A 25,161-nucleotide genomic window follows, 5' to 3' on the forward strand; every position below is an offset into this window, starting at 1 on the left:
CGGGGCGTACTGCGCTCTTCTGGAGGTCACGCCGGAACCTCTCTGCTGGCGGGGCGGGGGCGGGCTGAAAAGTGCAGCTCGCCCCCTTGGTGGCGGGTCAGGAACCCGGTGGAGGCTGGGTGGGGAACATCCAGTCGGTCGGCGTCGGAGAACCGACAGCCGACGGTCCGGCGGGGGACGGCGGCGCGGCCGGGGGGCCGGAGGCCGAGGGCGCCGGACCGACAAGCGGCACGGAGGACAGGGTGCCGCCAGGAGCCGATGCGCCGGCGAGATGATCGGATCCGCCCATGACACCCTGGGCAGTCCCCCCGGCCCCTTCCGGTTCGTCCTCGCCGGGGCGGGTGATCAGCGGCGGGACCCCCGGGCGCTGGATCAGGGCCCGGCCCTTGTCGCCGGCGGCGTTGGGGTCTTCGCCGTAGCGGAAGCTGGTCTGCGGCTTGGGCGGACCGGCGTCGATGCCCTCCTTGCTGAGGGTGCCGCCGGTGGGGTTGATGCCGGAGGCGACCCCGTCGGCATCCGCCCCGGGGACCTGGCCCGGCCCCTGCGGGGCGGGGCTGCCGGTGCCGACGCGCATCGCCATGCTGCCCGCGGTCTTCGCCGCCCCGGCGGCGACCGCCATGCCGGCGACGCTGGTGCGGTGCAGGTCGTCGTGGCCACCGCCGTCACTGGCCCAGTGCACGAACTTGTACGTCGCGTACGGGCACAGCAGGACCAGCACCATCACGACGATGCCCGCCATCGCGTCGGACAGGGCCGACATGCCGTCCGAGGCGTCTGACTTGCCCATCGCCGAGACGCCGATCAGGAACACGACGGTCATCAGGAGCTTGGAGACGATCAGAGTCGCGGTGGCCTCGATCCACCCGCGCCGCCACCGCTTGGCGACCTCCCAGCCGCCGCCGGCCCCGGCGAAGACCGCGAGGGCGACCATGACCAGGACGCCGACCTTGCGCGCGACCATCACACCCCAGTAGAGGAACGCGCCGATCGCGCACCCGAAGGCGACCAGAGCCGGAACACCCCAGCCCAGGCCGTACATCGCCCCGATCTGGTTGACCTTCACCACACGGCGGATCGCGTCGTCGACCGAGGTGTTGGCCGCGTGGAACAGACCGTTGGACAACGCGTCGACCACGGTGATGGCAACAGAGGTGAAGGCGATGGCACAGAAGCTGAACAGGACACCGGTCATGGTGCCGATCACTGCTTGGGCTAGGGCGCGTTCGTCCCGCCGCCAGGCTGCGAACATCAACTGGATGCAGAACGTACCGACGGTCAGGATGAGCCCGATGGGCAGCAGCAGTTCGTAGTTGTCCCGGAACCACCCGGCATCGAGGTCGATGGCGGTGGTCGCGTTGACGGCCTTGGCGGCGAGATCCGCCGCGCTCGCTGCGAGTTCGCCCGCTGACTTCGCGATCCACGCGCCGATGCCGTTGGTGACAGCTCCGGCAGGGTTGGTGGCGAATTCGACGGTGCCGCACACCTTGTCCATCAGCGGGAAGTCACAAACTCCCATGGCGGTACCTCCTTCCTTGTGCGGGGGTCAGGGCGCGACGGCCGGCAGGACACCGACCAAGGCGCAGGGATGGTCGGGCCGGCACTGCACGGCCAGGGTGGTGGAACGGCTCTCCGCACCGCCGGCGGGCGAGCCCTTCCAGGCGATCGACTGCTTCCCGGAGACCGTGACGGCGTACACGTACGCCTGGGTGATCGCACCGGGGTCTTCCTGAAGGGCCCGGGTGAACGCGTTCGGGAAGTGCCCCTCGTTCACCGTGGCGGTGGCGAACTGGCCGTTGGCGGCCATCTCCTTCCACAGCACGGGCGAGGGAACGACCTTGTCGACCGAGGCCGGATCGGCGTACTTCGCCTCCCTGGTCAGCCACCCGCGCAGGGCTGTCCGCAGCTCGGTCTGCGAGTACGCACGGGTGTCGTAGGACCACAGCGCTACTGCGGCTGCCTTCCCGAACTCGATCGGGTCGCTGGTCTTTGGCGGGACCGGGAGAGCGCCGGAACGGGTGCCCGACGTGGGCGGACCAGCGGGTACCGCGGAGGAGGAAGCCGTGGGTGAACTCGATGGTGGAGCAGGGGCCTCGGAGGGGCTCCTGCTGTCACGGGTGAGGTAGGCGGCCAGGCCGGCGAGGGCGACGAGGACCACCAGGACGACGGTGCCGAGCAGCGCCTGGCGGCGCACGCGAGATGCGCCGCCGGGGTGGGTGGAGTGCTGAGCCATCAGTGGACCTGCGTCCCCAGCGTGCTGAAGAACGCCACCACGCCGTTCGCCGCGCCGAGCAGGAGGGCCGCGCCGGCGCTGACCAGTACGCCCTTCTTGCCGTTCGCCTCGGCCTGGTGACCGCCGGAGTGGTGGCCCCAGGCCCACACGCCCGCGCTGACGGCGAGGGCGCCGACCACGGCGACGAGTCCGAACAGGTTGATGGAGCCCATCACCTGCTTGAGAACGGAGAGGCCCGGCAGTCCGCCCTCGTTGGGCTTGATCCCGGGATCGTAGGCGAGCTGGATGACCTGGTCGGCGAGATACATTCACGAACTCCAGTTCGGTTAAGCGCACGTCAAAGCCCGTAGGAGGCGAAGCGGCGGAGCGAGAGGAACGGGGAGAGAAGGGCGCCGGTCAGACGACTCGGCGGGCCGCGAGAATCTGCGGCTTCCAGGAGGCGAGGGTCGTGATGCGGACCACGTCGCCGGTGTGCGGGGCGTGGACGATCAGACCCTGCCCGAGGGCCATCCCGACGTGCTCGGGCACGGCGGCCGTCCCCTCCGTGAAGAGAAGGTCGCCCGGCCGCAGGGCGTGCACCGATACCGCTTTGCCGTCCTTGACCTGCGTGTACGTGGTCCGCGTCAGAGAGATCCCGGCGGCCTTGTACGCCTGCTGCATCAAGGACGAGCAGTCGCAGCGGCCCATGGGGTTCTTGCCGTGGGAGTCGGTGCAGCTTCCGCCCCACTGGTACGGCGTACCGAGCTGGCCGAGTGCCCACCGGATCGCCGTCTGCACCTCTCGTGGAGCAGTGGCGGGGATCTTGTACTCGTCCGGCACCGCGCCGGCCGGGATGGTGCCGAAGTCGGTCCCGTCCCCGTCCGCCGAGCAACCGCCCGCGGAATCGGGGGAGGGACGGCCAGTGTCAGCAGAGCCGGACGGCGAGGGACTCGGCGACTCGTCGCCGGCCTTCTGCAGCAGGGGCTCGATGGCCTCCTGCAGAGCGGTGGCCAGCGGCTCCCACTTGGCGTAGGCGTCCGGGAAGCCCGACCGCTGCACTGCCTGAGCGGCCTGGGTGACGGACAGGGACTGCCAGCCCGAGACCTTCTTGAGCCCCTCGTAAAACTTGGTCGAAGCATGCACGGGGTCGAGGATCTGGTTCGCCGTGCCCCAGCCCTGTGAAGGCCGCTGCTGGAACAACCCCAGCGAGTCGCGGTCGCCGTAGGTCAGGTTGCGCAGACCGCTCTCCTGCATGGCGGTCGCCAGGGCCACGACCTGCCCTCGGGCCGGGATGTTCATCGCGACGCCGGTGGCCTGGACCGTCTTGGCGTTGGGCACCTGATCGGCCGGGTCGTCCAGGCCCGGCACGGAGACCGAGCCCTTGTCGCCGCCGTCCAGGATGGCCTTCACCTGCTTGGCGACGGCGGCGCTGTCCACACCCTGTGCACCGTCGGTCGAGCAGGAAGCCGAGGCGGTCCCGGCGCCGATGGCGAGGATCGGAACGGCCAGCAGCAGCGGTCCGGTCGCGCACAGACCGACAAGGGCTCCAGTGGTCTTCTTCATCGCCGTCGCCGTTCACCGAGGCGGCGGTGCCGGCCGGACGACGGCGACGGAGGATCAGGGCGTGGGCGTTTCAGGGCATGCTGCATCGCAGCGGCTCCTCGGTGTTCGTAGGAGACGCGGTGCCGACCTCTCGTGCAAAGCCGTCGGCACCGCGCCGATGTGCATCCGCCCTCGGGCGGGCCCGGGTCAGGGGAGTTGGTAGCTCCCGGACGCCGGTTTCAGGACATGCGCGGCAGCCGGCCGCGCTCGTAATCTCAGGCAGTGCACGGGGCCTCCGGATGTCCGGAAAATCGTTGTGGGCGACATGCCTCCCGTACCGCTCGCCTGGACGAGACAGCACGGATAAGCACAGGTCAGCGGGGGTGGAGTGAGGCTCCTGCCCGGTGACACGGCGAGACAGTAGACCGGGATTCCGGCCGCACCAAACGACTCCTGCCCCGGGACCCCAGCGGGCGTCACCTCGTTAGGCGCGGCCGGAAAACGCCGTTAACCTCCGGCGCAACCGAGCCCGAGACGAACGCCGTTGAGCACTGTCCAGAGCAGGTCCAGATCCGCCGTGCCCTGAAAGAGGCCCTTCCCATGAGCTATACGCTGTACCGAGGCGACGCCCTGACCGTCCTGAAGTCCCTCCCGGACGAGAGCGTCAACGCGGTCATTACCGACCCCCCGTACAACTCCGGCGGACGCACTAGCGCGGACCGCACCGGTCGCACCGCCCGAGCCAAGTACGTCACCAGCAACAGCGCACACGACCTGCAGAACTTCCCCGGCGAGAACCGCGACCAGCGCTCATACCGCTCCTGGCTGACCGAACTGCTCACCGAGTCGTACCGGGCCTCGACCGAGCACGCGGTCGCCATGGTCTTCACTGACTGGCGCCAGGAGCCGACCACCTCCGACGCTCTGCAGATGGCGGGTTGGACCTGGAGCGGCACCATCCCGTGGATCAAACCCGCCAGCCGGCCTCGAAAGGGCGGGCCGAAGCAGGACTCCGAGTTCATCCTGTGGGGCGTCAAGGGCTCCCTCGACAACACCCGCGACCTCTACCTCCCAGGCCATTACATCGCCTCCCAGCCCCGCAAGGGTCGGGTCCACATCACCCAGAAGCCCGTCGAGATCATGCAGCAGCTCGTGCAGGTCTGCCCCGAGGACGGCACCGTCCTCGACCCGTTCACCGGCAGCGGCTCCACCGGGGTCGCGGCCCTGCGCGAAGGACGCCGCTTCGTGGGAGTCGAACTGTCCTCGCACTACGCCGACGTCGCCGAGCAGCGGCTGCGCGCCGAGCTGACAAAGGACGACTTCGAGCTGGCCGGGCCGGAGGCATGAGCATGAGAACGGAGAGCCCGGAACCGACCGTCCAGGGCGCCGAAGGGCGGCTGGCGCATCGAGTAGTCGATACACCAGCCGCCCTTCTCATTGGGTCAAGCTGCCTCGAAGGCCCGCCGGATGAGCGGTGCCGCCTTCTCCAGGCTGGCCGCCGAAACAACGCGAACCTCCAGGTCACCGGTCCCGAGGTGACCGATGCCGCGCATGTCCCGGGTGAAGCCCTCCTCCAGCTCGACCGAGTCCGGGTCGAGTCTGAGATAGACCAGGATCGCCTCGTGCTTCGGGCGGAAGATCACCGACGCCACGTTCACCAGTCGCCGGTAGGCGATGTAGTGCAGCAGGGCCGCGACCTCGACCTCGTCCCACGCCGTGAGCGCCTCGTCCAGCTCCCCGTACAGGTCCCGCAAGCACTCTGGTACGAGGTCGGCACCCGTCGGCGAAGGAACCGCTGGTGCCGCCGGCGCACGGTCGACCAAGGCGTCCCGCCCCCGACTCGGCCGGGACGAAGCGGCGCTCGGTGAGCCGGGCGAGGAGTCGACGAGCAGCAGACTCAGCAGGCCGCCCTCGAAGATCCGGTAGCGCACCAGGTCGATCCGCTCGGGCAGCCGCTGCACGGCCACCCGGTCGTGGTGGGAGAAGCCGGCCGCGATGCAGATCATCCGCGGACGCCGCCAGTCGATCGAGCCGGCCACTTCCGCGCCCAGCACCTTCCGCACGAGAGCCTCGAACTCGTGCTGCGCCGAGCGCAGCCAGGTCAGATACGCAACGGCCTGCGACAGCACCCCGCTGTCGGAGCCCTTCTTGAACTCGATCACCACCGGGCTGCCGTTCTCGTCCAACCCAGCGTGTCGATCCGCCCCCGGTGCCACGGGCCGGTCGCGTACTCCGACGCCACGAACCGGATGCCCAGCATCTGCTCCAGCCCGGCCTCGACCCGCCGCTGCAGCTCCACCTCCAGCGCCACCGTTGAACCCGGCAGCTCTACGTCCCGCCCGTCCGCATCCCGCCGGAACAACATCAGCTCAGCCACAGCGCCCCCACCCACGATCTATGCAAGGAGACCAATCGAACGGACGCGCTGGATATTCCTTCTGGGGATAGCAGGGAGCCGTGGCCAGTGTGAAGGCCCCGGAACATTACCCCGGATAGCGGATCGACGTGTGCCATGAATCCTCGTGAACGCCGGACCCACGGCTGCGGTCCTGGCCTTGGCACGGAACTGTCGTGGTGAGACTCGGCAGGCAGCGCGGAGGGGCATCCTCCGTGAATCGGCCCCAGTCTCCTGTCTCTGACCCACGGTGCAACGTGGCTGTGAGGGCATCGGCGATGTGAGTCCGGCTACAGCTTCTTCCGAGTGCGTGCCGGTACCGAGATTTAGCCTGGCTGGTGCCCCACTTCCTGACCGGCGGTTACTTCTGACCTCGGCGGCTTGCGTCGGGGGACAAAGCGGCGCCACCCGCGCTGGGCGCGTCGCCTGGCCTCCCACTCCGTTCGTTCTGTGAGCAACGTGTCGACTTCCGGATCGCTTCTAAGTGCCTCAAGCAGGGAGTCCAAGCTGGCCGACACGCCCTTCGACGCACGCTGAGTGAGGAAGAGCTGGTCGTTGAAGTCGTCGCTCCGCTGGGGCAGCCGCCCGCCTCGTGCGATAGCCGCCAGAGCGTCGAGGGCATCCTGTATCCACACGTTTTGCCTGTCGCGCGCCGAGCCGCCTCCTAATGGGAGGAACCAGATAGTGCCCAGGTCGTGCAGGTCTTCCGTTACGCGCATCCGAAGCTTGGCGTGCTGCAGGAAGGCCGCCTCGCTCTCCAGTGCGGTGGCGGCCCTTGCAACTTCGCGACCCTCTAGCTCCGAATCTCTAAGCTCGACGAGCCTCATATGCAAGTCCTTCATGAGTGCTCTGTCGTCATCTTGTCGTTGCTTCTTGCGGGTGTACGTCTCCTGGAGGACGTGCGCGTAGTAGCCGCCCACCAAGGTCACCAACCCCACCCAAATTTCATTCATGAGACGGCAGTATCGCGTAGTTGCTACTCCCGAAGGAGGCGTGTCGGGGCCCCGCCATGCCCGAGCGCAGACATCGCGTCGACCACCCGACAGGAGCCCATCAGCGACGCCTCATTGCCTCAACCGAAACGGTGAGGCTGGTCGGCTACCCATAGGCGGACGATGTGGTCGTCCACCAGGCTTTCTCACGGCCGCGTGGTCTCAGCCCGCCTTGAGCTGACGGTGGGCGAAGACAATGTCTCGTACCCGCAACACGGCTGTCGGGGCGATTAGTGACAGGACAGGTAGGGCGTAATGCCAGCCGTCGCCTGCGAGCACGTCCGTGCTGAGACGCATGGCTGCCTCTGTTGTTTGTGCGGCGTCGGGGGGCAGTTGCGCCAAGGCCAGGGTGTGGAACGTCTGGATGAAGGCGGTGCTGGCGGATTCGTTCACCATGCGCAGGCTGGGCGGCGTGCCGGTCAGGTAACCGGCCACGGCCGCGAACGCCTCTGCTCGGTCGTACGGGGCACTGAAGCCGTCCGCTGACGCCCGGGCTGCGGCCAGAGCTCCGAACGCCGCGTGGGCGATGGCGATGGCTGCGGTGGGCAGTTCCCAGGGCGGGATGCCCTGCCAGCTGCTCTCCCGTGCCAGTAATACCCTCTCAGCGTCCGCCTGTCGTCCAGGGGCTCTAAGGAGGAGCAGGACTAAGAGGTCTTCAACTCTCCACTGCCTTTCTGATGCTTTGAGTGTCTTCCACGCCTGCTCTACGGCCTCGCGAACCCGCTCGGCGCACTGCTGGTCTGCGTCCCCAATGGCCGCTAGAAGTTCAGCAAGATCGGCAATGTGTTCTCTCAGCTGTAGGGGTGAAGTGTCCGCGGTCCTCAGGTGCTCAAGCTGACGGTCGATGATGCTTGCGGCTTCGGCAGGGTCATGGGCGCGTAGGCCCGCCGCGACCGCTACGAGTGCGCGGCGCCTTCTGTCACTGTTCTCGTCGTCCGTCTCCTTCGCGAGCATCACGGCTCGCTCGCGCTCGCCGGCGAAGGCCAAGGCTTGGGCTGCGGCACCTTTGGCATTGCTCACGATGATGCCGGGAGCGCCGGCGAAGAGGGAGAAGTCAAGGGCTCCTTCAAAGCTGCTGGTGGCATCGGCGGCCTCGTGCGCCAGCCGTCGTGCGTCGGGGAGATGTCCTGCTGCGGCAGCTTCAACAGCGGTTGCTGCAAGGGCTTGAATCCGATCGGCCGGATCTCGGAGGCTGCGGGCCAGCAGCGCACCATCCGGATGCCGCCCCATGACCGCCAGTGCCGTGCAGAGGGTGATCAGCCACCCTTCGCGAAGCGCGGCGGCACCCTGGGATGATCCGACCGCTTGCAGGGCCTGGTGCAGCCGTCGGTGCGCCTCATCGGGGTGGTTCTGCTCGGCTAGGTGGCATGCCTGCCTGGCCAGCACCTCGGCGGACTGTTCCTCCTTCGCGGGCTCGTGCGCGTGAGTGAGTACGGCACGGGCCTCGGCTCGGACGTCCCAGCCGAAGGCGGTGTGTCTGTCCTCAGGCACACTGGTCTCAAGGTCGCGAGCTTCGTCCGCGCAGCCGACGTCTACCAACGCGCGTGTGACTTGAGTGAGCATGGGGCCCAGGAGCATCGTCAGATCGCCGGCGTCTCTCTCCGGCAATGCTTCAGGATGGGTCAGGGCAGCCTTGAGATGTTGTGCCGCTTGCTGGGCCAGAGCATGTGCTTGTTCGGGCCATTGTGTAAACAGGGCCGAAGCTGCCGCGGCGTCGACGACGCAGGTGGTGAGCCCGGGGGGAAAGCTTCGTGCGTAGTCAGTGATGCGTTCATACAGCCGGGTCGCGCGCGGTGGGTCGGCCACGGAGGCGACGAAGGCCCATGCCCTTACGGGCGCGCCGGGGTCGGCCGGGTCTCTGGATGCCACGTCGTGAGCGTGCTGTTCGGCCTCCGCCAACAGTTCCTCTGCCAGCATGGCACTGTGAGGACGAGCTGCGGCGGCTGCTCGCGCCGTCGTCTCGGCGAGCAGTGCGACATCGTCGTACGACGACACTGAGCGCAGCGACTCAAGAAGTGCGCGCCCTTGCCCGCATTGGCCGATGGTGAACAGCGCGACGGCGGCCTCTGCGACCGCCGCTTCAGCCTCATACTCGTCCCCGCTCGGCGGAGATGATTCCGCACGAGCGCGGTCGGCCCACCACACCGCGTTCTTCGCCACATCGGCCGCCTGACTGGCGTACTGGTCACCGGCACCGGCCAAGGCCCGCGCCACGCTTGCCAGACGAACCGCCTTTTCAGCAGCATGCGGTGCCAGCAGGGCGAACTGCCGTGCTCGCTGCGAATGTCCCAGCCAGGCGAACGCCACAGCGAAACTTGCCGGCAGGGACCTGGCCTGCTCAGTCAGCAGGGTCCGAGAAGCAGCGAGCCCGGCCAGGGCCACCACGTCGACCGGACGGCGTTGGCGGATCATGTGGGCGCTTAACTCGATGTCGGACAGCGCCACATCAGGCGACGCACGCCCAAGCAGGGCTTGTTGGCGTTGCGGGTCGAGGGCTATGGCGGTCAGCCGCTCCCCATTCTTGTTGCCCGCCAGCATGTGTGGATAGTCGTACAGCAGGTAAGTGGGGGTGTCGGCCGGCCAGCCCCGAGCCTGGTACTCATCCGCCCAGGCATATAGCCGGTCCTCGAACTCGCTCACGTCCCCGAGGCGGTTAAGGGCGCGATTGCGTAGTTCGGTATGTCCCAGCGCGAGGGGATGAACGCCCACCGGCGTATCCGGAAGGCGCATCTCGCCATGGGCGCCGGGGACGAGACTGCGGCCGGTGACCCCACGCAACTGCCGCTCGACGTTGAAGGGCCGCACTCCGACAAGCTGGGTCAGGTCTGCTGCCGTCAGACTGCCTCGCGCCGCTACCAGAAGTCCAAGGAGAGGGACCCCAACCTGCTCATTCTGCAACAACTGGTCGACCTCACGCCCGGCCATGCGGCTGATGTCAGCCGCATGTGGCGAGGGGGCGAGGGAGCGGACGATATGCCGAAGGCGCAGCGGGTGGTCGCCGGGCACGTCGTCAGGGATTAGCGGACAGGGCCGACCGGTGACCACCACGCGCATGCCTGCCGGAGGGTTCCGCGGCAGCAGCGCGGCAATGCTCGGTTGGCCAGCTCCTGCGGCGTCCTCGTCCAGGCCATCCACTACGAGCACTAGGCGCCGACCGCGGTCCCGGCAGGCCTGCGCGGCCGCCTGACACAGACTAGGGAAGTCTTCCGGGCGCGCACCGGCGGCTGAGGGATCCTGCTCCCCAAGGGACGCCAGCTGCCGCATTACCGATTCCAGGAAACCCTTTTGATCGTTGCGCCCCAAGTAGTCGGCGATGAAGTACGCCACCAAGTCCACATCGTCTGGTCGGTGCCTTAGGACGAACTCTGACAGCAGCGCCGATTTGCCCGCCCAGGGGCCCGCCTGCCACCACATGTACCCGGTAGCACCCGGCAAATCCTCGCCGCCGCAGAACGCGGCCAACTCCCGAAGCTCACTGTCCCTGTCCAATAGGCGAGCAGGCAGAATCCTCTGCTCAATCCAAGCGCCGTACCCGGAGGCCTTGACCGGCTCCAGCACCGTTGCTGTCTGGCGCCGCGGCCGGGCAGGTTGAGCCTGCTCCAGCTTGGTCCGCCACCAACGCTCATCGCATGGCTCTCTGGCCCACCCGCTCCACACCTGCACGACGGCGATCAACCGCTCGTCGCTACCTTCATAAGGGACCTTTGCTTTGCTGAAGTCGTCGTGCAGCCAATCCCTGAGACGCCGGTCAAGCGACGAGCCGTGCCCCTCGGCCGCCTTGGCTGCTATGCGACGCGAATACTTCTGTCCACCCTGGGCGTCATAGGCTGTTTTCGCCCTTCCTTCCAGTGCCCGCAGGGCGTCGTACAGCTCACGGGCAGCCTTGGACGTCTTCCCCATCCTCGCTCCATCCCCATCTGCCCGCCGCGTCGGGCTGCCCGCACCGGGCCCGGCGGGCACGCCCATGACCAGCAGCGTAGAGCCAGTTTTCCCGCTGTACCCGCTCTTTCGGACACCTGCCTCCCGAGCCCGGCACTGTCGTCCTGTCCGGCAGACGAGCCGGCAACGACAACATCGCATCACTCGCCGGAGGCCGCTATGACCATTACCCTCGCACTCTCCATCGCGCTCATCGTCGCCCTGGCAGTGCTGGCCGCAACCGCAGCCGCCGTTCTCGCCCGCGTCGACGGAGCCACCTTTCCCATCGCTCTCAAGGCCGCCGCCACCGTGTTCGCCGCAACCATCACCCTCGCCTGTGCCACAACCGCAGCCCTAGCCTCCGTGCTCCGCTGAATCGGATCCAGAGAGCAGGACTGACCGCCATGGCCGCCGGAAGAGGGCAAAGATCGTCACGGGTTACCCATGTCTGCGCGAGGCAGGTCTCCGCGTGAAACCCCATCGAAGAGGCCCTGAAGTTCCGACGACTCGATGCCCTGCCCGTCGAGCCAGGTCAGCTCGCGCGAGGAGTCCGCGGTCTGTCCGCCTCCCCGGTGATCTGAAGCGCTGCCACTGATCAGGGCTGTCCAGGCGCGAGCCGCCTTACCGTCCTGGGACCCGAGCCGTGCCCGCGATGCCGAACCGACCACCGGCACGTTCACCAGGAACACCGACCGCCAGCCCGCGCTCTCGCCGAACACCGACGACAGCGGGGCGGCGGAGACGAGGACGCCACCAGCGCCAGACGGAATGATGTCCACCTGTGGTGGCCTCAGACGGCAGAGTTCTCGAGCCCTGTAACCCAAGGTAGGCGAACTGGCATGTGCCGCCGTAGGGTCCGCTCCGCCGGCACGAACTCGTGGACGAGTTCGTAGGGGGGAGAGTCCCTCAGCCGGTGGCAGTCTCCGGCAAGAACTGCAGCGAAGGCCAGCAATCTGCGGTCGGCCGGGCTCTTCAGCAGGCGTGCTGCAGCCCTGGCGCCTTCGCTGACCAGCCGCGCGGTCTTAACCAACTCGTCCTTGGCGGCTGGATCACCGTGTGCAAGGGCAGGCGACAAGCGGTCTCGTTCACCGACTGCGTGAGCAGCTGCCAGGACGAGAACCGTTGATGCTGCTGTCGCGGCGAGTTCGCCCGCATTGGTCATGGCGTTTGCCAGCAAGGGGAGAGAAGCGAAGGGGAGGGGGTCGGCGATCTCCCAGAGAGGCTCCGCGACTTGGAGCCCGGCATTTACTCCCGTACGGTCCACGCGCAGCGGCGGCCGGTCAGGAGAAGTCTGACGCAGTTCCCAGCGCTCGACGCTGGGGTCCGCGATGGCGGCTCTCAGGATTGCCCGAAACGCCTCTCTCAGGCTCTCAACGGTGATGTCGGGCACGTCCAGCCGCACGAGACTGCCCTGGCGTCTGATGTCCAGCACCGGGAATCTGGCTTCTCCGGCTGCCTGAACTATCGAGAGGTCTCGGCCGACGTAGTTCGAGTCCTCCGCGTCCGAGACGACCAGCGATGCGTTCTGCGCGTAGGCCACGGCGACTCCGTGCTCGAATCCACGACAAATGGCGCGAGCGCGGATTGCTGCGTCCAGTACCTCCTCCAGATCGGCCGACTGTCCGCCCAAGAGGAGTGTGCTGTTGACAGGATCCCAGCGGAAGTCCTCGTGTGCGTTCGCGTTACGCCACTCAGAGCGGATGGTTGAAGCAAGGATCTTGCACAGGGGGTGACTGACTTCGGCTGCAAGCAGATCCCGGATGGTGGCGAGCGAGGGCCCCTGCGGAATCGGCTTGCCCAGCAGTTGCATGACCACAACAGCGGTGCGCTTGACGTCTGCTTCCAGCACGGCCCGGTGCAGGTCCATGACTGCACGCGCCCTTTCCTCCTGGTATTCCGCACGGTTGTAAGCGTCAAGGTAGGCGACCTGTCCGCGATGGGAGGACAGCAGCTCCGGTTCTCGGGCGACGTGTCGTGCGATCACTGAGCACGCCAGCTCCGGTTCGGACTTCAGAAGGGACGCCACCAGGTCGCGTGCCTGGAGGGCAGCCCGGTGAGTCACCAAGGGCCGATCGGACAACGCGAGAACGGCAAGGTGATGGAGGAGTGTCGCCGTTAGTGGCAGCGAGTCATCAATCAGATGTCTCATGCTTCGACGCAGCCGACGATCGAGCGCATCGGGGGCTTCCGCCCACGCGGCAAGAAGACGGGCCCGTGACGCCACCCCCGAGCCGGGACGCAGCTGTTCGGCTGATACCCCGAGCGTTCGACGGTAGATGTCCTCGTCGGTATGGCCGGCGTGATCAGACCAGGCGGCAGCCTCCAGAGCTCGCCCGGCTGCCTGGGCCGCGAGAGCGTACCTCCGTACTGCAGACCAAGCGGACTCCGCCCAGCCCTGTTCCAAACAGGCGAACAGCGCGTGGACCTCGCTCCGATTCGCTCGTGCCAGATCAGTCGCCAAACGTCGCTCGGCAGCGCTGGTCCGGGACGGACGGAACCAGGACACTTCCTCCGCGGCGGCACTCATGGCGACAACCGACGCGCGAAGACACCGCAACAGCTCCGGGAGCTGTTTCCCGACGGCCCGGCCAGAAGCGGTCCGTAAGCGCAGGATCTCCGCGGCGATCTCGTCGGTCTCCTGCTGAAGCCCGGGTAGGTCGGCGTCCCTCAACACGGACTTCCACTGAGCGCGGGTCACTGGCACGAAGGCGACGTCCTGCTGGCCTGTGATCTTCTCAGGAGGCGCGGAGAGATTCAGCTTTCGGACCACCGCTGGCGCCGCGGCACTGGACTCTCGGCCGACTGCGCCCAGTTGGTCGGGCAGGGATACGTCCATCACCACAGGATGGCACCAGTGGCCTGCCCGAAGCCCGTCGTCTCACCGTATTCACCCGTGCCTGCGGACGCTGACAGTGCGGGCGTGGTGACTTCCCTCTGTAATCGGCAGGTCTGTGTGCGAGGGGCGAGGACTTGGTGCGACGCAGGCCGCCACGGGACGGATCGGCTATCAGGTGATGCCTCGCTGAGCAGGGAATAGCCGTCTACCCCCCGCTACCACGACAAGGCAGCTGCACCAAATCGCTGATTCTCCGGATTCTGATCCCGCGCGCCAGCATTTTGGCCGTGCGGCTTCGCCGCGTGGTAGGCGAAAGAACGGAAAATCCGCTACTTCAGCGGTGATCACCCAGGAGGCACGCGATGTGTAACCAGTCCAAGCCTGCCGTCGAGGCTGCCTTCCTGAACGTCCAGGGCGCCGCGAAGTACATGGGCATCTCGGTGAACACTCTCTACGTCTGGCGCCATCGCCGGCAGGGGCCGCCCAGCTTCCGGATGGGGCCCGGAGGGCGGGTGATGTACCGCCGAGACCTGCTCGATGCGTGGCTCAACGACCAGCAGCAGGCGGACTCGCGGTCGAATCCGGCTCTCAACCCCCTGAACGCAGCGCCGCAGCAGCGCGAGCGGCGCCGTGCTGCTTGACCTGGAGAAACGGTTCCGAGGAGATCAGCAGTATCCGGAATTTCATGCACGCGGAGATCGTCTGTGTGTCTGATCGCGACGCGACTCGCGCCGCGCGAACCGTGACCAGGCCAAGGAGAAGGTGTGCATGGCGGGCTACATCGAGGATCGGTGGCTCAAGAAGCGGCCGAACAAGGAGACGGGCAAGCGCGAACGCACAGGACTGTGGGGCAAGTGCACGCGGTACCGCGTCAAGGGGATACCGGGCGTCCGGGACCGTTCGTTTGACACGGTCACGGATGCCAAGTCCTGGCTGGCCGAGACGCAGACCGACGCACGACGAGGGGATTTCGTCGACGCGCGCGACGGTGCGATCAGCCTTCGTGAATATGTCGAGAAGTGCTGGTGGCCGTCCCAGGTGCATCCCGCTCAGACGCTGGAAAGCATGCGGCACCGGATTTGGGGGCACGTGCTGCCGCAGCTCGGAGAGCTGGCGCTCAAGGACATCGGCGTCGCGGAGCTGCGTAGGTGGTCGGCCGATGTACAGCGGTCGCTGGCATCAAGCACGGCGTACGTCGCATGGGTGTACCTCAAGGCGATCATGCAGGCTGCGGTCGAGGACAAGCGTCTGTTCCCTAACCCGTGCAAGGGCAGCAGCTCGATCAAGCCGCCGAAGAAGCCGGAACGCAAGGCTCGCGCCTGGCAGCAGGATCGCGTTGATGCCGTACGCGAGGCGCTGGCCGACCGGTACCAGATCGCACTTGACCTCGGGGTCGGGTGTGGGCTCCGACAGGGTGAGGCGTTCGGGTTCAGCCCAGGCGACGTTCGTGGTGACTCGGTGCACATAGAGCGGCAGATTCTCATGCATAAGTCGCAGCTCTACTTCGGTCCGCCCAAGGGCGGCAAAGAGCGCGACGCGCCCCTGCCGAAGGTTCTCGCGAAGCGGCTCCTCACGCACCAGGAGCGCTTCGAGTCGATCGACGTGACACTGGCTGGATCCTGAGGAGCCCGACCTCGCACGCGGGGACCGGCGCAAGGTGACCGTCCCGCTGCTGGTCTACACCGGGCGTTGCGGTGCGATCAACCGCACCACCTGGAACACCAAGGCGTGGAAGCCCGCGCTCGCCGGCGCCGGAGTCATCCCGCCGCTGCCCAAGCAGCAGCCCGGCGAGAAGCCGTCGCGAGTCTGGGAACCCAGCCGCGAGCACGGCTTTCACGTCCTTCGTCATACATATGCTTCGGTGATGCTCGAAGCCGGAGAGTCGATCGTGTCGCTCGCGAAGTGGCTGGGGCACTCCGATCCGGCGTTCACACTCCGGACCTACACTCACTTCATGCCGCAGGTCGGCGCTCGTGGGCTGTCCGCGATCGAAGCGTGGTTCACGGATCTTGGCTGAAAGTCCCTGAGAAGTCCCAGAGGGCGAAAGAAGCCAGCCGGGTGCCGGTATATATGCAGGTCAGAGCGCGATCGCTCCGTGAGCAGGACAGAACCCGGCGTACAGCCCGACTCGTCTGCCGCCAAGGACCGCTGACCAGGAAATTGCTGGTCAGGGGTCCGTTTTCGTAGATCCGGGGGTTTAGCCAGACCCTGGTCCGGTTCGAACCGGACCGGACGGCTACGTACGTAGCCACGTAGGTAGCCATGAGAACTGGAGCCAGAGCTGGACGACGGCGCGGCCGGACCTGGCACAAACGGTCTCTGCCAAGGCCGGTTCACCCATCACGACGAGGCCCTGATCACCCGTCACGGACGAGACGTGTGCTGGTGGACCTGGGCCGGCTTTCGAGCCGACACCACCCTCACCGCCTGGCTGACCGACGTGGTCGATCCACTTCAGAGGCCCGCAGACGCCTACGTACGTCTCCGCCACGACGTCACGGGGGAGGAGTGGGCGCAGACATGGCGGCTGCCTCGGGAGGAGGAGCTGCCGCAGGTTTCCGCGGCTGCGGTACGCGGGCTCAAGTCTCCGCCGCTCTCCCCGATGATCTCGCCACCCGTGTCCTCGCCGATCCACTCGCGGATACGGACGGGGCCCGTGCCGCGTTGTCCCGACAGGTGCGCTGGGAGACCGAACAGGCCTGAGAACAGCGCCGGGACGCACATATTGGCCCCGCTGACCGGATTGCGCCCTTTCGGCGCCCATCGCCCCAGCTCACCCTGGTCCCAGACTGCCGCGGGGCAATGTGGAGGGGCCACCATGTCCGGACCGCTGTACGTTCCCGTCCTGCCCGCACGCCCCCACACCGTGGCCGCGGTCAAGGACCTCGCCCCAGGGATCCGAGACCGGACGGCGCCCCTGCGGACGCTCCCAGCCATGACCGCCTAGGGCGCCGAGGAACTTCAACAGGCGGTGGACAAGGAACTCCGGCGGGTCGCGGCCGTACAGAAATACACGCCAGCATGGCTGGACGCCCCGCACGCAGACCTCGACGAGCGCGCCTACGCGGATCTGCTCCCCTCGTACTGGTCCCACACGGGGCTCCGCCCGGTCACCGACCCGGACCTTCCCGCAGCCCACCAGGCAGTGGCCGCAGCCAGCGCACGCGACGGCGGCAACGGCCTCGGCATACGCATACGGCTGCCCGGCGCCTGGAACGACGAACTCGCCGAACGCACCGCGGCTCTGCTCACCAAGACGGGGCCCGAGGTGCGGGTGGACCTTCTTCTCGACCTCCAGACGGTGCTCCCCAGCCGTCCCGACGCGGGTAAGAAGCACTGCGCGCACTCGACGCGCTGGTCCCGCTCGCCTCCTGGCGCACGATCGCCACTCTGGCCGGTGGCTTCCCGGACGAAGTCGACGGGTTGCTCGACCGGGAGCGGGGCGAGGCCGACCGCGCGGACTGGGACACTTGGCACGAGATACGCGCGAGTGGGCGGTCGTATGCGGAGTTCGTTCGTTACGGCGACTACGGCACGCTCCCCGCCCGCAACCTCGGCAGAGCGGCGGATGACAGCGACCGGTCGCCGTTCGGACTGCTTCGATACACGACTGAACGTTCCTTTCTGCTCGCCCGGTTCTGGGCCGAGAAGCGGGGCGAAACCGGTGTCACACGGGAGGCGGCCCGCTGGATCACCGAGTTGTCGGACTTCCGGGGTGAGGGGGCGAGTACGGGCGACCACTGGTATCAGCAGTGCGCCCGGACCACGGGTTCCAAGGGCACGGGCAACGCCGGGACGTGGAACCAGGTCGGCAACGTCCAGCACATGATGTACGTTGTCTGCTGCCTGACCGGGGACGCTGATCGCCCCTGACGCCGAGAGGTCAGTGACTGCTCACCAGCGCCGCGCGCAGATCGTCCGTGAACGACTGCCAGGACGTGAGTTGCCTGACCGGACCGTCGCGATCCAGCATCTGCAGGAGCCGCGCGCGATTCGCCGAGAAGCGGGTCTGGAGCTTCTGCAGACCGCGCCCCTTTTCCCCGCTCGCAGTGGCGATCGCCTGTTTGAGCAGTGCCTTGGGGTCCGCCACCGATTCCGCCCGTGCCGGTTTCGGAAGGTCGAGTGCCATCCTGCCGTTGGGGTTGCCCGCCACTTCGCGGATCGCTGACTGGTCGAGCAGCAGCCATGCCTCCAGCATCCGAACGGGTATCGCCGGGACATGCGCCAGGCCGGGGCTCACCGCAGCCACCGCTTCCGCGATCTCGCTGCGGCGGTGGTCCGGGGGCTCGCGATCCGAATCACGGTGGATGACGACGAGGTCGTATGTCTGCCCGCTGTCGCTGAGCTGCTGGGCGGCTCGCAGTTTGCCTTCGACCCCGGGACCGGGCTTGTTCGCCAGGCGGTTCAGGTCGGGGACCGTCACCAGGATCTGCCTGCCCACGTCCCCTGCGATCCCCTCGATGTGGAAGCGCAGGCCCGTGTCGCTGGATCCCTCACACAGGTAGAGGGCGCGAATGGTCACGACGCGCTCTCCTGGAGAGTCAGGCGGGCCTCGGGCGGGGCGGTGAGGTACGCGAGGATGTCGGCCTTGGTGCCGTAGCCTTTTCCGGCGCCGCCGGCGCGCCATGTATCGGCCAGAGGACGTAGCCGTAGACCGCGCGCGGCCTTGCCGTCGGCCCCCGGGACGGTGGTCGTGTCGGCGATCAGCAGGTCCGCCGGATCGACGAGTTGTACGACGCCTGGTGAATGCGTATTGATCAGGACCTGCCGGAAGGGGTTGTCCTCGTCCACCGGCAGGGAGGGATCCACGGCCAGATCGCGCACCAGGTCCACCATCGCGGAGAGGTTGGCCGGATGGATGCCGTTCTCCGGCTCTTCCATGCAGAGCAGACCATGCACCTGCGGGTCCTCCAGCAGAACGCACAGGGCTAGGAAGCGCAGGGTCCCCTCCGACAGGCTGCGGGCCGGCAACACCAAGCCGTCGATCTCGTGGAGCTTAATCGTCAGCAGCTCACGGGTGTCGTCGGCCTCCACGTGCAGCGTCCTGACGTGCAGCCCCGACAGGTCCGAGAGGCGCCCTGCGACCCGCGAGTAGATCCGCTCCGGGTCGTCCGGAGACTTCTTCCACGCGATCCGGTCCAGGCTCCGCGGCAGGTGCAGGCCGTCGGGCTGCATCTCACTGGGGTCCGAAAAGCGATCGGGCGTGCGCAGTGCGGAAGGTTCGAGGGCCAGCCGTCGCCAGGACTGCATTTCCCGCCTGGCAGTCAGGATGGTCGGGTCGTCGTTGCGGTTGATCGTGGAGAGCATGGTCTGAGGTGCGCGGCTCGCGGGTGCCGGACGGGGCTGGCCTCGGCGGCTGCCGTCGGTATGGATGCTGACGACGGCGTCGCCCGTTTCGAGGGACGTGGAAATGTAGGGGGAGTTCGAGCGGCGACCGCGGACCACGGCGTTGCGGAAGTCCGCGGCGCGGTGCGGGAAGCGCAGATGTGACAGAGCCTCACTTGGTCTGATCCGGCTGAGATCCTCGTACCGCAGTGTCAGCCTGCCGCCCCGCTCCCCGCCCTGCGGCGGTTGGTATCCGAGGTGGACCTCGTAGCGGAGGAACGTGGACGTCGGCTCGGCCAGCCTGCCGAAGTCGTCCTCGGCCTCACCCGGGACGATCATCTCCGCGGCGAACTTCATCAAGTGCTCGCCGTCCGCATAACCGTTCCAGAACAGGTCGCGCGCGTCACCGTGCAACGTGCCATGGGTCCCGCGGACGGCCTGAGCCGCCTCGATCATGGAATGGTCGGTGAGCAGGCTCAGGAACTGGATCGCGTCGAAGACATTCGACTTTCCCGTGCCGTTCTCGCCCGCGATGCAGGTGAACGGGCCGAACTCGACCCTCAGATCCAGAAGGTTCTTGAATCCACTGACTTCGAGCCGTGTCAGCATGTGCCCCCTCGTCGGTCCAACCCTGGCGCGCCCTCGGAACACGTGGTGTCCGGCGGCGTTCAGGGCCGCCGGTGCGCACAGGAATGATAGGGCGTCAGACCGAGACGGGCCGCGCGCGTCCGGAGGTGACCGGCCACGGAACGGGGGCGGCGGCCGGCGAGCTGGCAGGATGTATCCGACGAGACAGTGGATCGTGGTCGTCGACGACGTACGGAGGAGAGGTCGCCGCTGTGTCTCCGACTGACGGAGCTGATACGGGGACGTCCTCCCTGGACAGGGCCGCGCTCGTCACGGGTGTGCGCAAACAGGTTCGAGCACTGGAGGCGGACCTCCGCGAGCGCAGCGACGACATCGACCGCTACCGCGACCGCCTACGAAGCACGTACGAAGAGGTGTGGGCAGCCGGTGGTACGACTGCCACGTACGGTGCTTGGCGGGACGAGCGCCTCACGCAGACCGCGGTGGCATGGGTGCTGGGCACGGTTTTCGTGCGCTTCTGCGAGGACAACGGACTCATCGACCGGGTCTTCATCGCAGGGCCGGGGTTGCGTTCGGCGGAGGCCGAGGAACGGCAGTACGCCCGTTGGGTCGAGGATCACGGGACCAATGACCAGGACTGGCTGGTGGAGGCGTTCACGCACCTGGCGCGGTCCCACGTAGCGCTCGCGCGCATCTTCGACAGGGCGCGCAATCCGTTGTGGGAGCTGTCACCGTCTCCCCGAGCCGCCGCCGAATTGATTGAGTTCTGGAGGCGGCGAGGCGAAGACGGGTCTCTTCTCGTCGACTTCACTCACCCCGGACTCGACACCGACTTCCTCGGTGACCTGTACCAGGACATCAGCGAGCCGTCGCGAAAGGCCTACGCGCTGGTCCGAACTCCGGATTTCATCGTGGACTTCGTCCTGGATCTCACCGCCGATCCGGCCATCGCGGAATTCGGGCCCCACGGTTTCCGTGGGATCGACCCGGCCTGTGGATCGGGGACGTTTCCCCTGGGCCTGTTCGAGCGCCTTCTGGCCGCCTGGCGGGCGGCGGAGCCCGGAACCCAGGATCACGAGCTGATCCGGCGGAGCCTGGACTCCGTCCACGGCTGTGACGTCAACCCGTTCGCCGTGAGCATCACGCGGTTCCGGCTGCTGATGGCCGCCGCGAGGGCCAGCGGCCGTAGGCCGCTGAGCGAGCTGCCGGAACATGTGATCTACGTGGCGGTGGGCGACGCCCTGCTCGCCGGGCGTGGTGCGCCCGGCGGATCGTCGCTGGTGCTTCCTGAGGAGGGGGAGGGCGGCGACGGAACGATGGAGGACATCGACGAGTTCTCCGCGTCGTGTGATCTCCTGGGCCGGAATTCCTACAACGCCGTGATTTCAGAGCCTCCCTCCGCTTCCGTGCGCGACAAGGTGAAAAACGCGGCATACCGGGCGGCCTATGACGTGGCCTCCGGAATGTTCCCGCTCCACGTCCTCTTCGCGGAGCGCATGTTCCAGCTGGCAGTGCGGAAAACCAGCAGGACTTCCGGCGGTTACGTCGGTCAGTACACCTCCAGTTCCTTCACGAGGCGTAACTTCGGCGCGAAGCTGATCGATGAGTTCTTTCCGCGCGTTGCGCTGACACATGTCATCGACACCTCCGGCGTCTACGCACCGGGCCATGGGACCCCGACTCTGATCCTGGTCGGCCGGAACGACCCGACCATGCGTGATTCCCCTGTTCGGTCGGTCCTTGGTGTGCGGGGTGAGCCGAAGCAGCCCACGGATCCGGCCGAGGGGATCGTGTGGAAGTCGATCCTCGACCAGATCGACCGTCCTGGCAGCACTTCGGAATGGGTGAGCGTGCAGGACGAACCCAGGCAGCGTTTCTCCCGCTTCCCGTGGACGCTGACGGGTGGCGGGGCCGGGGACCTCGTGGACGTGCTCTCGCGGTTTCCGCGACGATTGGCCGACGTCCTCTCCGGCTCGGTCGGAGTTGCCGCAGATCCTGGGCAGCGGGAAGTGTTCGCTCTCGGCCGGCCGTGGTTCGCCCGGCATCCGGACTCGGCCGGGCTCGGCCTGGGCATGGTCACGAGTGAGACCGTACGGGACTGGCGTGCGGAATCGTCGACGGAAGTGCTGGCCCCCTATGACGGGGACGGCTCACCGCTCCACCTGGACCTCGGAACCTCATGGGCACGCCACCTCTGGACGATGCGGCAGTTTCTCCGGTCGGCTCCCCGGGCACGAGAATCGGCCGGAGCAGGGCGTGAGGCGTGGTGGACCTGGAGGTACTGGTCTCCCGGTGCCCATCGGGGGCCGGCGATCACGTTCGCGTCTGTGGCCACGCACAATCGCTTCGCCCTGGAACACGGTGAAAGGGTGTTCAGCCGGACCGCGCCCATGGTGCGACTGTCGCCTGCCGCGGATGAGGGCGAGTACATCGCGCTGCTGGGGGTGCTCAACTCGTCCACGGTTTGCTTCTGGCTCAAGCAGACCGGCGCCGCGACCGCGTTCGACGGACCGGGCATCTCCTCGCCCGGTGAGGAATGGGCACGCGCCTACCGTTTCAACACGGGTCCTCTGACACAGCTTCCGTTGCCGGCCGACGCTCCGATCGCCCGCGCGCGGGAACTGCATGCCTTGGCCCGGCTGCTTGATGTCCATGAGCCGAGCACCGTCTGCGCGCAGGAACATCCGCCCTCCCGAAGCGCCTTGGACGCGGCCTGGGCCGCACAACAAGAGACGCGTCGTCGGATGGTCGCCCTTCAGGAGGAACTGGACTGGGAGGTCTACGGCTCCTACGGACTGCTGTCCGACGATGAGCGGGCTCGCCTGACCACCCCCGCTGATGTTCCACCGCCTCCGCTGCGGCCGGGTGAGCGTGCCTTCGAAATCGTGCTGGCCCGCGGAATCGACGTCGGCGAGGATTCGGACTCGTGGTTCGTGAGGCACGCGGCAACACCGATCACCGAGATCCCGAAGCACTGGCCAGCTGCCTACAAGAAGGTCGTGCGGGCCAGAATTGAGGCCATCGAGTCCCGTCACCCGATCGCCGTCGTCGAGCGCCCGGAGTACAAGCGGCGGTGGCTGTCGGAGCCATGGGGACGGCGGGAGACTCAAGCGTTGCGTACCTGGCTGCTCGACCGCTGTGAGGACGAACGCCTCTGGTTCGAGCACAGGAACGGGGGCAGGCACCCGCGTCCCCGAACCATCGACCAGCTCGCAGGGGATCTCAGTGCCGATGCCGCGGTGTGTTCCGTGGCCGAGCTGTACGCGATCCGCATCCTGGGAAGGTGGGACGCGACATTCCGTGACGTGCTGGCGGCGATCCTGGCCGACGAGCATGCGCCCTACGTGTCGGCGCTGAGGTACAAGGAGTCGGGGCTGCGGAAACGCGCCCAGTGGGAGCAGGTGTGGCAGCTCCAGCGCAGCGAGGACACAACGGGAGAGGCGCTGGGTATCCCCGTGCCGCCGAAGTTCAGCGCCGCCGACTTCAGGCATGCCTCCTACTGGTCGCTTCGAGGCAGCCTGGACATCCCCCGGGAACGCTTCGTCTCCTATCCCGGCGCGATTGCCGAGGGGGACGGTCTGCTGATCGGCTGGTCTGGCTGGAGTGATACGGACCGCGTTCGTGTGTTGCTGGATCTGGTCGGCATGCTCCAGGAGCAGGCTCACCCGCGTGTCCACGAGATCGCTCCCTTGCTTGCGGGCATCCAAGAACTGATCCCTTGGGTTCGCCAATGGGAGGCTTCGACCGAGTCAGAGCCGGACGTCGACCGTGCCGAGACATACCAGCGTGAGCTCGACGACCTGCGTACCGCATATGGGCTCAGCGCCCACGACTTGGCCTCTTGGCGGCCGCGGAAGGCCGCCTCAAGGGAAATTGAGCGATAGCGCGCGACTGCTCTCACACAGAACTCGCGGCCTGCGGTCGACGAGCTCTGGGTCCCGCGTCACACGAACAGGGACAGCCTGTAGGAGCACCCTCGAAGGTCGGCGACGAGTCCCGGACCGCTCCGGCGCGGGGGCGCCTCCTTACGTAGCCATCGAGGTAGCCACGGAAGCGCCCTCTCTAAACGTTTGTGCAGGTCATAGCGTTGCGGTGATCTCCCCGGCGTACAGCCCGACTCGTCTGCCGCCACCTGCGGCTTTGTCTTGGAAAGGGCCTCTGACCTGCATCGGAAGCCCTTTCCGGTCTTTCACGAGCTTGCCGCGTTAGGCGGCCAAAACTCCCTCGGAAGTCCCTCAGACAGAGCTGAAAGTCCCTGAAAAGTCCCAGGAGCGGAGAGGCGGGGGACGCCTCTGAGCTGGTACGTCTGCGAAGGGTGCCGGGGATGCGATCAGTTCAGAGCCAATTGATCGATGGTGCGCCAGCGATAGGCGCGGTCTTCGCGACGTAGTTCGACCAGTTCCAGGTGATCGACCGGGACGCCGACGCTGTCCATGTCGCGGAGCGGGCGGATCGCTTCCCGGACAACGCAGGCATCCGTGGGGCGGTTGCAGTACGCGATGCCGATGTGCGGCCGCAGCACCGCGGTCGGCTTCCGCAAAGGCAGCTGGCATTGCGCGGTGGTGGCGGACAGCTTGGAGTGGAGGTCGAGCACGGGAGTCCACGGGGCGATGCTGTAGCGGACCGCGCCGCGGGATGCGGTCATCGGTATGGCCTGGAGCCGGAACCTGCCTGTAGGTATCGCGGCTGTCGTGGCGAGCAGTGTGTCCAACTGTTCCAGCGAGACGTCGTCGGTGGTGCCGATCCGGCCGAGGGTCAGGTGCAGCCCGTCCGCGTCGATGGAGTCGAAGTTCAGGTTTCGGATCTTGTCTTGGCAATGTCGAGCGTGCTCGGCGAGCGCCGAGTCGGCGGGGAAGCTGAGCATCCAGTAGTAGGCCCGCGTCGATGGAGTCCACCCAGCCCGGTCCCAGTGGTTACTCATCTCCTGCACCCGGTCGAAGGCCGCCCAGTCGTGTGCCGTGATGACCTCGGGGTCATCGACGCTCGGCGGCGGGGCGGTGGGAAACGCGCTGGGATCCTCAGTCAGCAGCACTCGGTGCCCTTCTCGTACGGCTATCGCTCAAGCGTGCCATCTTGGCAAAACTGGTCACCGCACGGGTTAACGGGGTGGTGTGCCAAGTGCGTAGCGCCTCGGCGTAATCCCTGACGACAGGTAGCTGGTGCCACGATGCTGCACGGGCGTGGAGTTCACCGGCTCGCTGGATGACCGATCGGATCGGCGGGCCACCCCCGGCTTCGAGAACCTGCCTGCCGAGCACCATGGCCTGCTCCACATCCGGCTGAGGCCTTGCGAGCAGAGCAGTGGCCACGTCCAGGCGGACCAAGGCCCGGCTCCAGTCGGAGTCGGACTGCTGCT

General features: G+C 67.2%; 20 protein-coding genes. 7 read left to right on the top strand and 13 right to left on the bottom strand.

Features of this window, described 5'->3' with window-relative positions; genetic code table 11:
- Nucleotides 1-97 precede the first annotated feature (97 nt).
- From OG245_RS30655 to OG245_RS30670, 4 genes are all read right to left on the bottom strand, one after another.
- A complete protein-coding gene (locus OG245_RS30655) occupies nucleotides 98-1,516 on the bottom strand; it encodes an ATP-binding protein (protein WP_371626592.1) in 1,419 nt (472 codons plus the stop codon).
- 27 nt (nucleotides 1,517-1,543) lie between these two features.
- A complete protein-coding gene (locus tag OG245_RS30660; RefSeq protein ID WP_371626593.1) occupies nucleotides 1,544-2,230 on the bottom strand; it encodes a hypothetical protein in 687 nt (228 codons plus the stop codon).
- Nucleotides 2,230-2,538: a DUF6112 family protein gene (locus OG245_RS30665; protein WP_030581509.1), complete on the bottom strand. Its 309-nt coding sequence runs from the start codon at nucleotides 2,536-2,538 to the stop codon at nucleotides 2,230-2,232. The genes OG245_RS30660 and OG245_RS30665 overlap by 1 nt, the downstream gene beginning before the upstream one ends.
- A gap of 88 nt (nucleotides 2,539-2,626) precedes the next feature.
- On the bottom strand, nucleotides 2,627-3,772 hold the full coding sequence (locus OG245_RS30670) for a C40 family peptidase (RefSeq protein WP_371626594.1): 1,146 nt from the start codon (nucleotides 3,770-3,772) through the stop codon (nucleotides 2,627-2,629).
- 579 nt (nucleotides 3,773-4,351) lie between these two features.
- Between OG245_RS30670 and OG245_RS30675 the strand changes: the two genes are divergently transcribed.
- Nucleotides 4,352-5,098: a site-specific DNA-methyltransferase gene (locus OG245_RS30675; RefSeq protein WP_371626595.1), complete on the top strand. Its 747-nt coding sequence runs from the start codon at nucleotides 4,352-4,354 to the stop codon at nucleotides 5,096-5,098.
- Between the two features lie 95 nt (nucleotides 5,099-5,193).
- Here OG245_RS30675 and OG245_RS30680 read toward each other — a convergent pair whose 3' ends face one another.
- From OG245_RS30680 to OG245_RS30695, 4 genes are all read right to left on the bottom strand, one after another.
- A complete protein-coding gene (locus OG245_RS30680) occupies nucleotides 5,194-5,937 on the bottom strand; it encodes a hypothetical protein (RefSeq protein ID WP_371626596.1) in 744 nt (247 codons plus the stop codon).
- Nucleotides 5,910-6,128: a hypothetical protein gene (locus OG245_RS30685; protein ID WP_371626597.1), complete on the bottom strand. Its 219-nt coding sequence runs from the start codon at nucleotides 6,126-6,128 to the stop codon at nucleotides 5,910-5,912. The genes OG245_RS30680 and OG245_RS30685 overlap by 28 nt, the downstream gene beginning before the upstream one ends.
- 344 nt (nucleotides 6,129-6,472) lie before the next feature.
- On the bottom strand, nucleotides 6,473-7,084 hold the full coding sequence (locus OG245_RS30690; RefSeq protein ID WP_371626598.1) for a hypothetical protein: 612 nt from the start codon (nucleotides 7,082-7,084) through the stop codon (nucleotides 6,473-6,475).
- A gap of 216 nt (nucleotides 7,085-7,300) precedes the next feature.
- Nucleotides 7,301-11,038 carry a hypothetical protein gene (locus OG245_RS30695; protein ID WP_371626599.1) on the bottom strand — a complete coding sequence of 1,246 codons (3,738 nt, stop codon included), beginning with the start codon at nucleotides 11,036-11,038 and terminating at the stop codon, nucleotides 7,301-7,303.
- A gap of 198 nt (nucleotides 11,039-11,236) precedes the next feature.
- On the opposite strand from OG245_RS30695, the gene OG245_RS30700 reads away from it, so the two are divergent.
- Nucleotides 11,237-11,431, top strand: a complete 195-nt coding sequence (locus OG245_RS30700; protein WP_205083772.1) for a hypothetical protein — start codon at nucleotides 11,237-11,239, stop codon at nucleotides 11,429-11,431.
- Nucleotides 11,432-11,487: 56 nt separating this feature from the next.
- On the opposite strand, the gene OG245_RS30705 is transcribed toward OG245_RS30700, so the two are convergent.
- On the bottom strand, nucleotides 11,488-11,835 hold the full coding sequence (locus OG245_RS30705; protein ID WP_371628106.1) for a hypothetical protein: 348 nt from the start codon (nucleotides 11,833-11,835) through the stop codon (nucleotides 11,488-11,490).
- Nucleotides 11,836-11,846: 11 nt separating this feature from the next.
- On the bottom strand, nucleotides 11,847-13,892 hold the full coding sequence (locus OG245_RS30710) for a hypothetical protein (protein WP_371626600.1): 2,046 nt from the start codon (nucleotides 13,890-13,892) through the stop codon (nucleotides 11,847-11,849).
- Nucleotides 13,893-14,254: 362 nt separating this feature from the next.
- Between OG245_RS30710 and OG245_RS30715 the strand changes: the two genes are divergently transcribed.
- The 4 genes from OG245_RS30715 (at nucleotide 14,255) to OG245_RS30730 (ending at nucleotide 17,765) form a co-directional block, all read left to right on the top strand.
- Nucleotides 14,255-14,533: a helix-turn-helix domain-containing protein gene (locus OG245_RS30715; RefSeq protein ID WP_205083769.1), complete on the top strand. Its 279-nt coding sequence runs from the start codon at nucleotides 14,255-14,257 to the stop codon at nucleotides 14,531-14,533.
- Between the two features lie 127 nt (nucleotides 14,534-14,660).
- Nucleotides 14,661-15,515 (top strand): tyrosine recombinase XerC, encoded by an 855-nt coding sequence (gene xerC / locus OG245_RS30720; protein ID WP_371626601.1) that lies wholly within the window; start codon nucleotides 14,661-14,663, stop codon nucleotides 15,513-15,515.
- 34 nt (nucleotides 15,516-15,549) lie between these two features.
- A complete protein-coding gene (locus OG245_RS30725; RefSeq protein ID WP_307847895.1) occupies nucleotides 15,550-15,909 on the top strand; it encodes a tyrosine-type recombinase/integrase in 360 nt (119 codons plus the stop codon).
- Nucleotides 15,910-17,282: 1,373 nt separating this feature from the next.
- The gene (locus OG245_RS30730; RefSeq protein ID WP_371628031.1) at nucleotides 17,283-17,765 is read left to right on the top strand and encodes a hypothetical protein; all 483 of its coding nucleotides are present in this window, start codon (nucleotides 17,283-17,285) and stop codon (nucleotides 17,763-17,765) included.
- Nucleotides 17,766-17,775: 10 nt separating this feature from the next.
- Here OG245_RS30730 and OG245_RS30735 read toward each other — a convergent pair whose 3' ends face one another.
- Together OG245_RS30735 and OG245_RS30740 are read right to left on the bottom strand one after the other, a co-directional pair.
- Entirely contained in the window at nucleotides 17,776-18,414 is a 639-nt protein-coding gene (locus OG245_RS30735; protein ID WP_093798496.1) for a hypothetical protein, read from the bottom strand.
- Nucleotides 18,411-19,826: an AAA family ATPase gene (locus OG245_RS30740; RefSeq protein WP_093798495.1), complete on the bottom strand. Its 1,416-nt coding sequence runs from the start codon at nucleotides 19,824-19,826 to the stop codon at nucleotides 18,411-18,413. The genes OG245_RS30735 and OG245_RS30740 overlap by 4 nt, the downstream gene beginning before the upstream one ends.
- A gap of 296 nt (nucleotides 19,827-20,122) precedes the next feature.
- Here OG245_RS30740 and pglX point away from each other — a divergent pair, with 296 nt between their 5' ends.
- Nucleotides 20,123-23,689 (top strand): BREX-2 system adenine-specific DNA-methyltransferase PglX, encoded by a 3,567-nt coding sequence (gene pglX / locus OG245_RS30745; protein ID WP_371626602.1) that lies wholly within the window; start codon nucleotides 20,123-20,125, stop codon nucleotides 23,687-23,689.
- 446 nt (nucleotides 23,690-24,135) lie between these two features.
- Here the strand turns inward: pglX and OG245_RS30750 are convergent, their stop codons facing one another.
- Entirely contained in the window at nucleotides 24,136-24,837 is a 702-nt protein-coding gene (locus OG245_RS30750) for a 2'-5' RNA ligase family protein (protein ID WP_205083766.1), read from the bottom strand.
- Nucleotides 24,838-25,161: the final 324 nt, after the last annotated feature.

This window comes from Streptomyces sp. NBC_01116 (genome assembly GCF_041435495.1).
In the GTDB taxonomy this organism is placed as follows: Bacteria; Actinomycetota; Actinomycetes; order Streptomycetales; family Streptomycetaceae; genus Streptomyces.

Excerpts from the sequence above, each read along its gene's own strand:
- OG245_RS30655 (WP_371626592.1), bottom strand. The coding sequence starts at position 1,516 with ATGGGAGTTTGTGACTTCCCGCTGATGGACAAGGTGTGCGGCACCGTC.
- OG245_RS30660 (WP_371626593.1), bottom strand. The coding sequence starts at position 2,230 with ATGGCTCAGCACTCCACCCACCCCGGCGGCGCATCTCGCGTGCGCCGC.
- OG245_RS30665 (WP_030581509.1), bottom strand. The coding sequence starts at position 2,538 with ATGTATCTCGCCGACCAGGTCATCCAGCTCGCCTACGATCCCGGGATC.
- OG245_RS30670 (WP_371626594.1), bottom strand. The coding sequence starts at position 3,772 with ATGAAGAAGACCACTGGAGCCCTTGTCGGTCTGTGCGCGACCGGACCG.
- OG245_RS30675 (WP_371626595.1), top strand. The coding sequence starts at position 4,352 with ATGAGCTATACGCTGTACCGAGGCGACGCCCTGACCGTCCTGAAGTCC.
- OG245_RS30695 (WP_371626599.1), bottom strand. The coding sequence starts at position 11,038 with ATGGGGAAGACGTCCAAGGCTGCCCGTGAGCTGTACGACGCCCTGCGG.
- OG245_RS30700 (WP_205083772.1), top strand. The coding sequence starts at position 11,237 with ATGACCATTACCCTCGCACTCTCCATCGCGCTCATCGTCGCCCTGGCA.
- OG245_RS30710 (WP_371626600.1), bottom strand. The coding sequence starts at position 13,892 with ATGGACGTATCCCTGCCCGACCAACTGGGCGCAGTCGGCCGAGAGTCC.
- OG245_RS30715 (WP_205083769.1), top strand. The coding sequence starts at position 14,255 with ATGTGTAACCAGTCCAAGCCTGCCGTCGAGGCTGCCTTCCTGAACGTC.
- xerC (WP_371626601.1), top strand. The coding sequence starts at position 14,661 with ATGGCGGGCTACATCGAGGATCGGTGGCTCAAGAAGCGGCCGAACAAG.
- OG245_RS30740 (WP_093798495.1), bottom strand. The coding sequence starts at position 19,826 with ATGCTGACACGGCTCGAAGTCAGTGGATTCAAGAACCTTCTGGATCTG.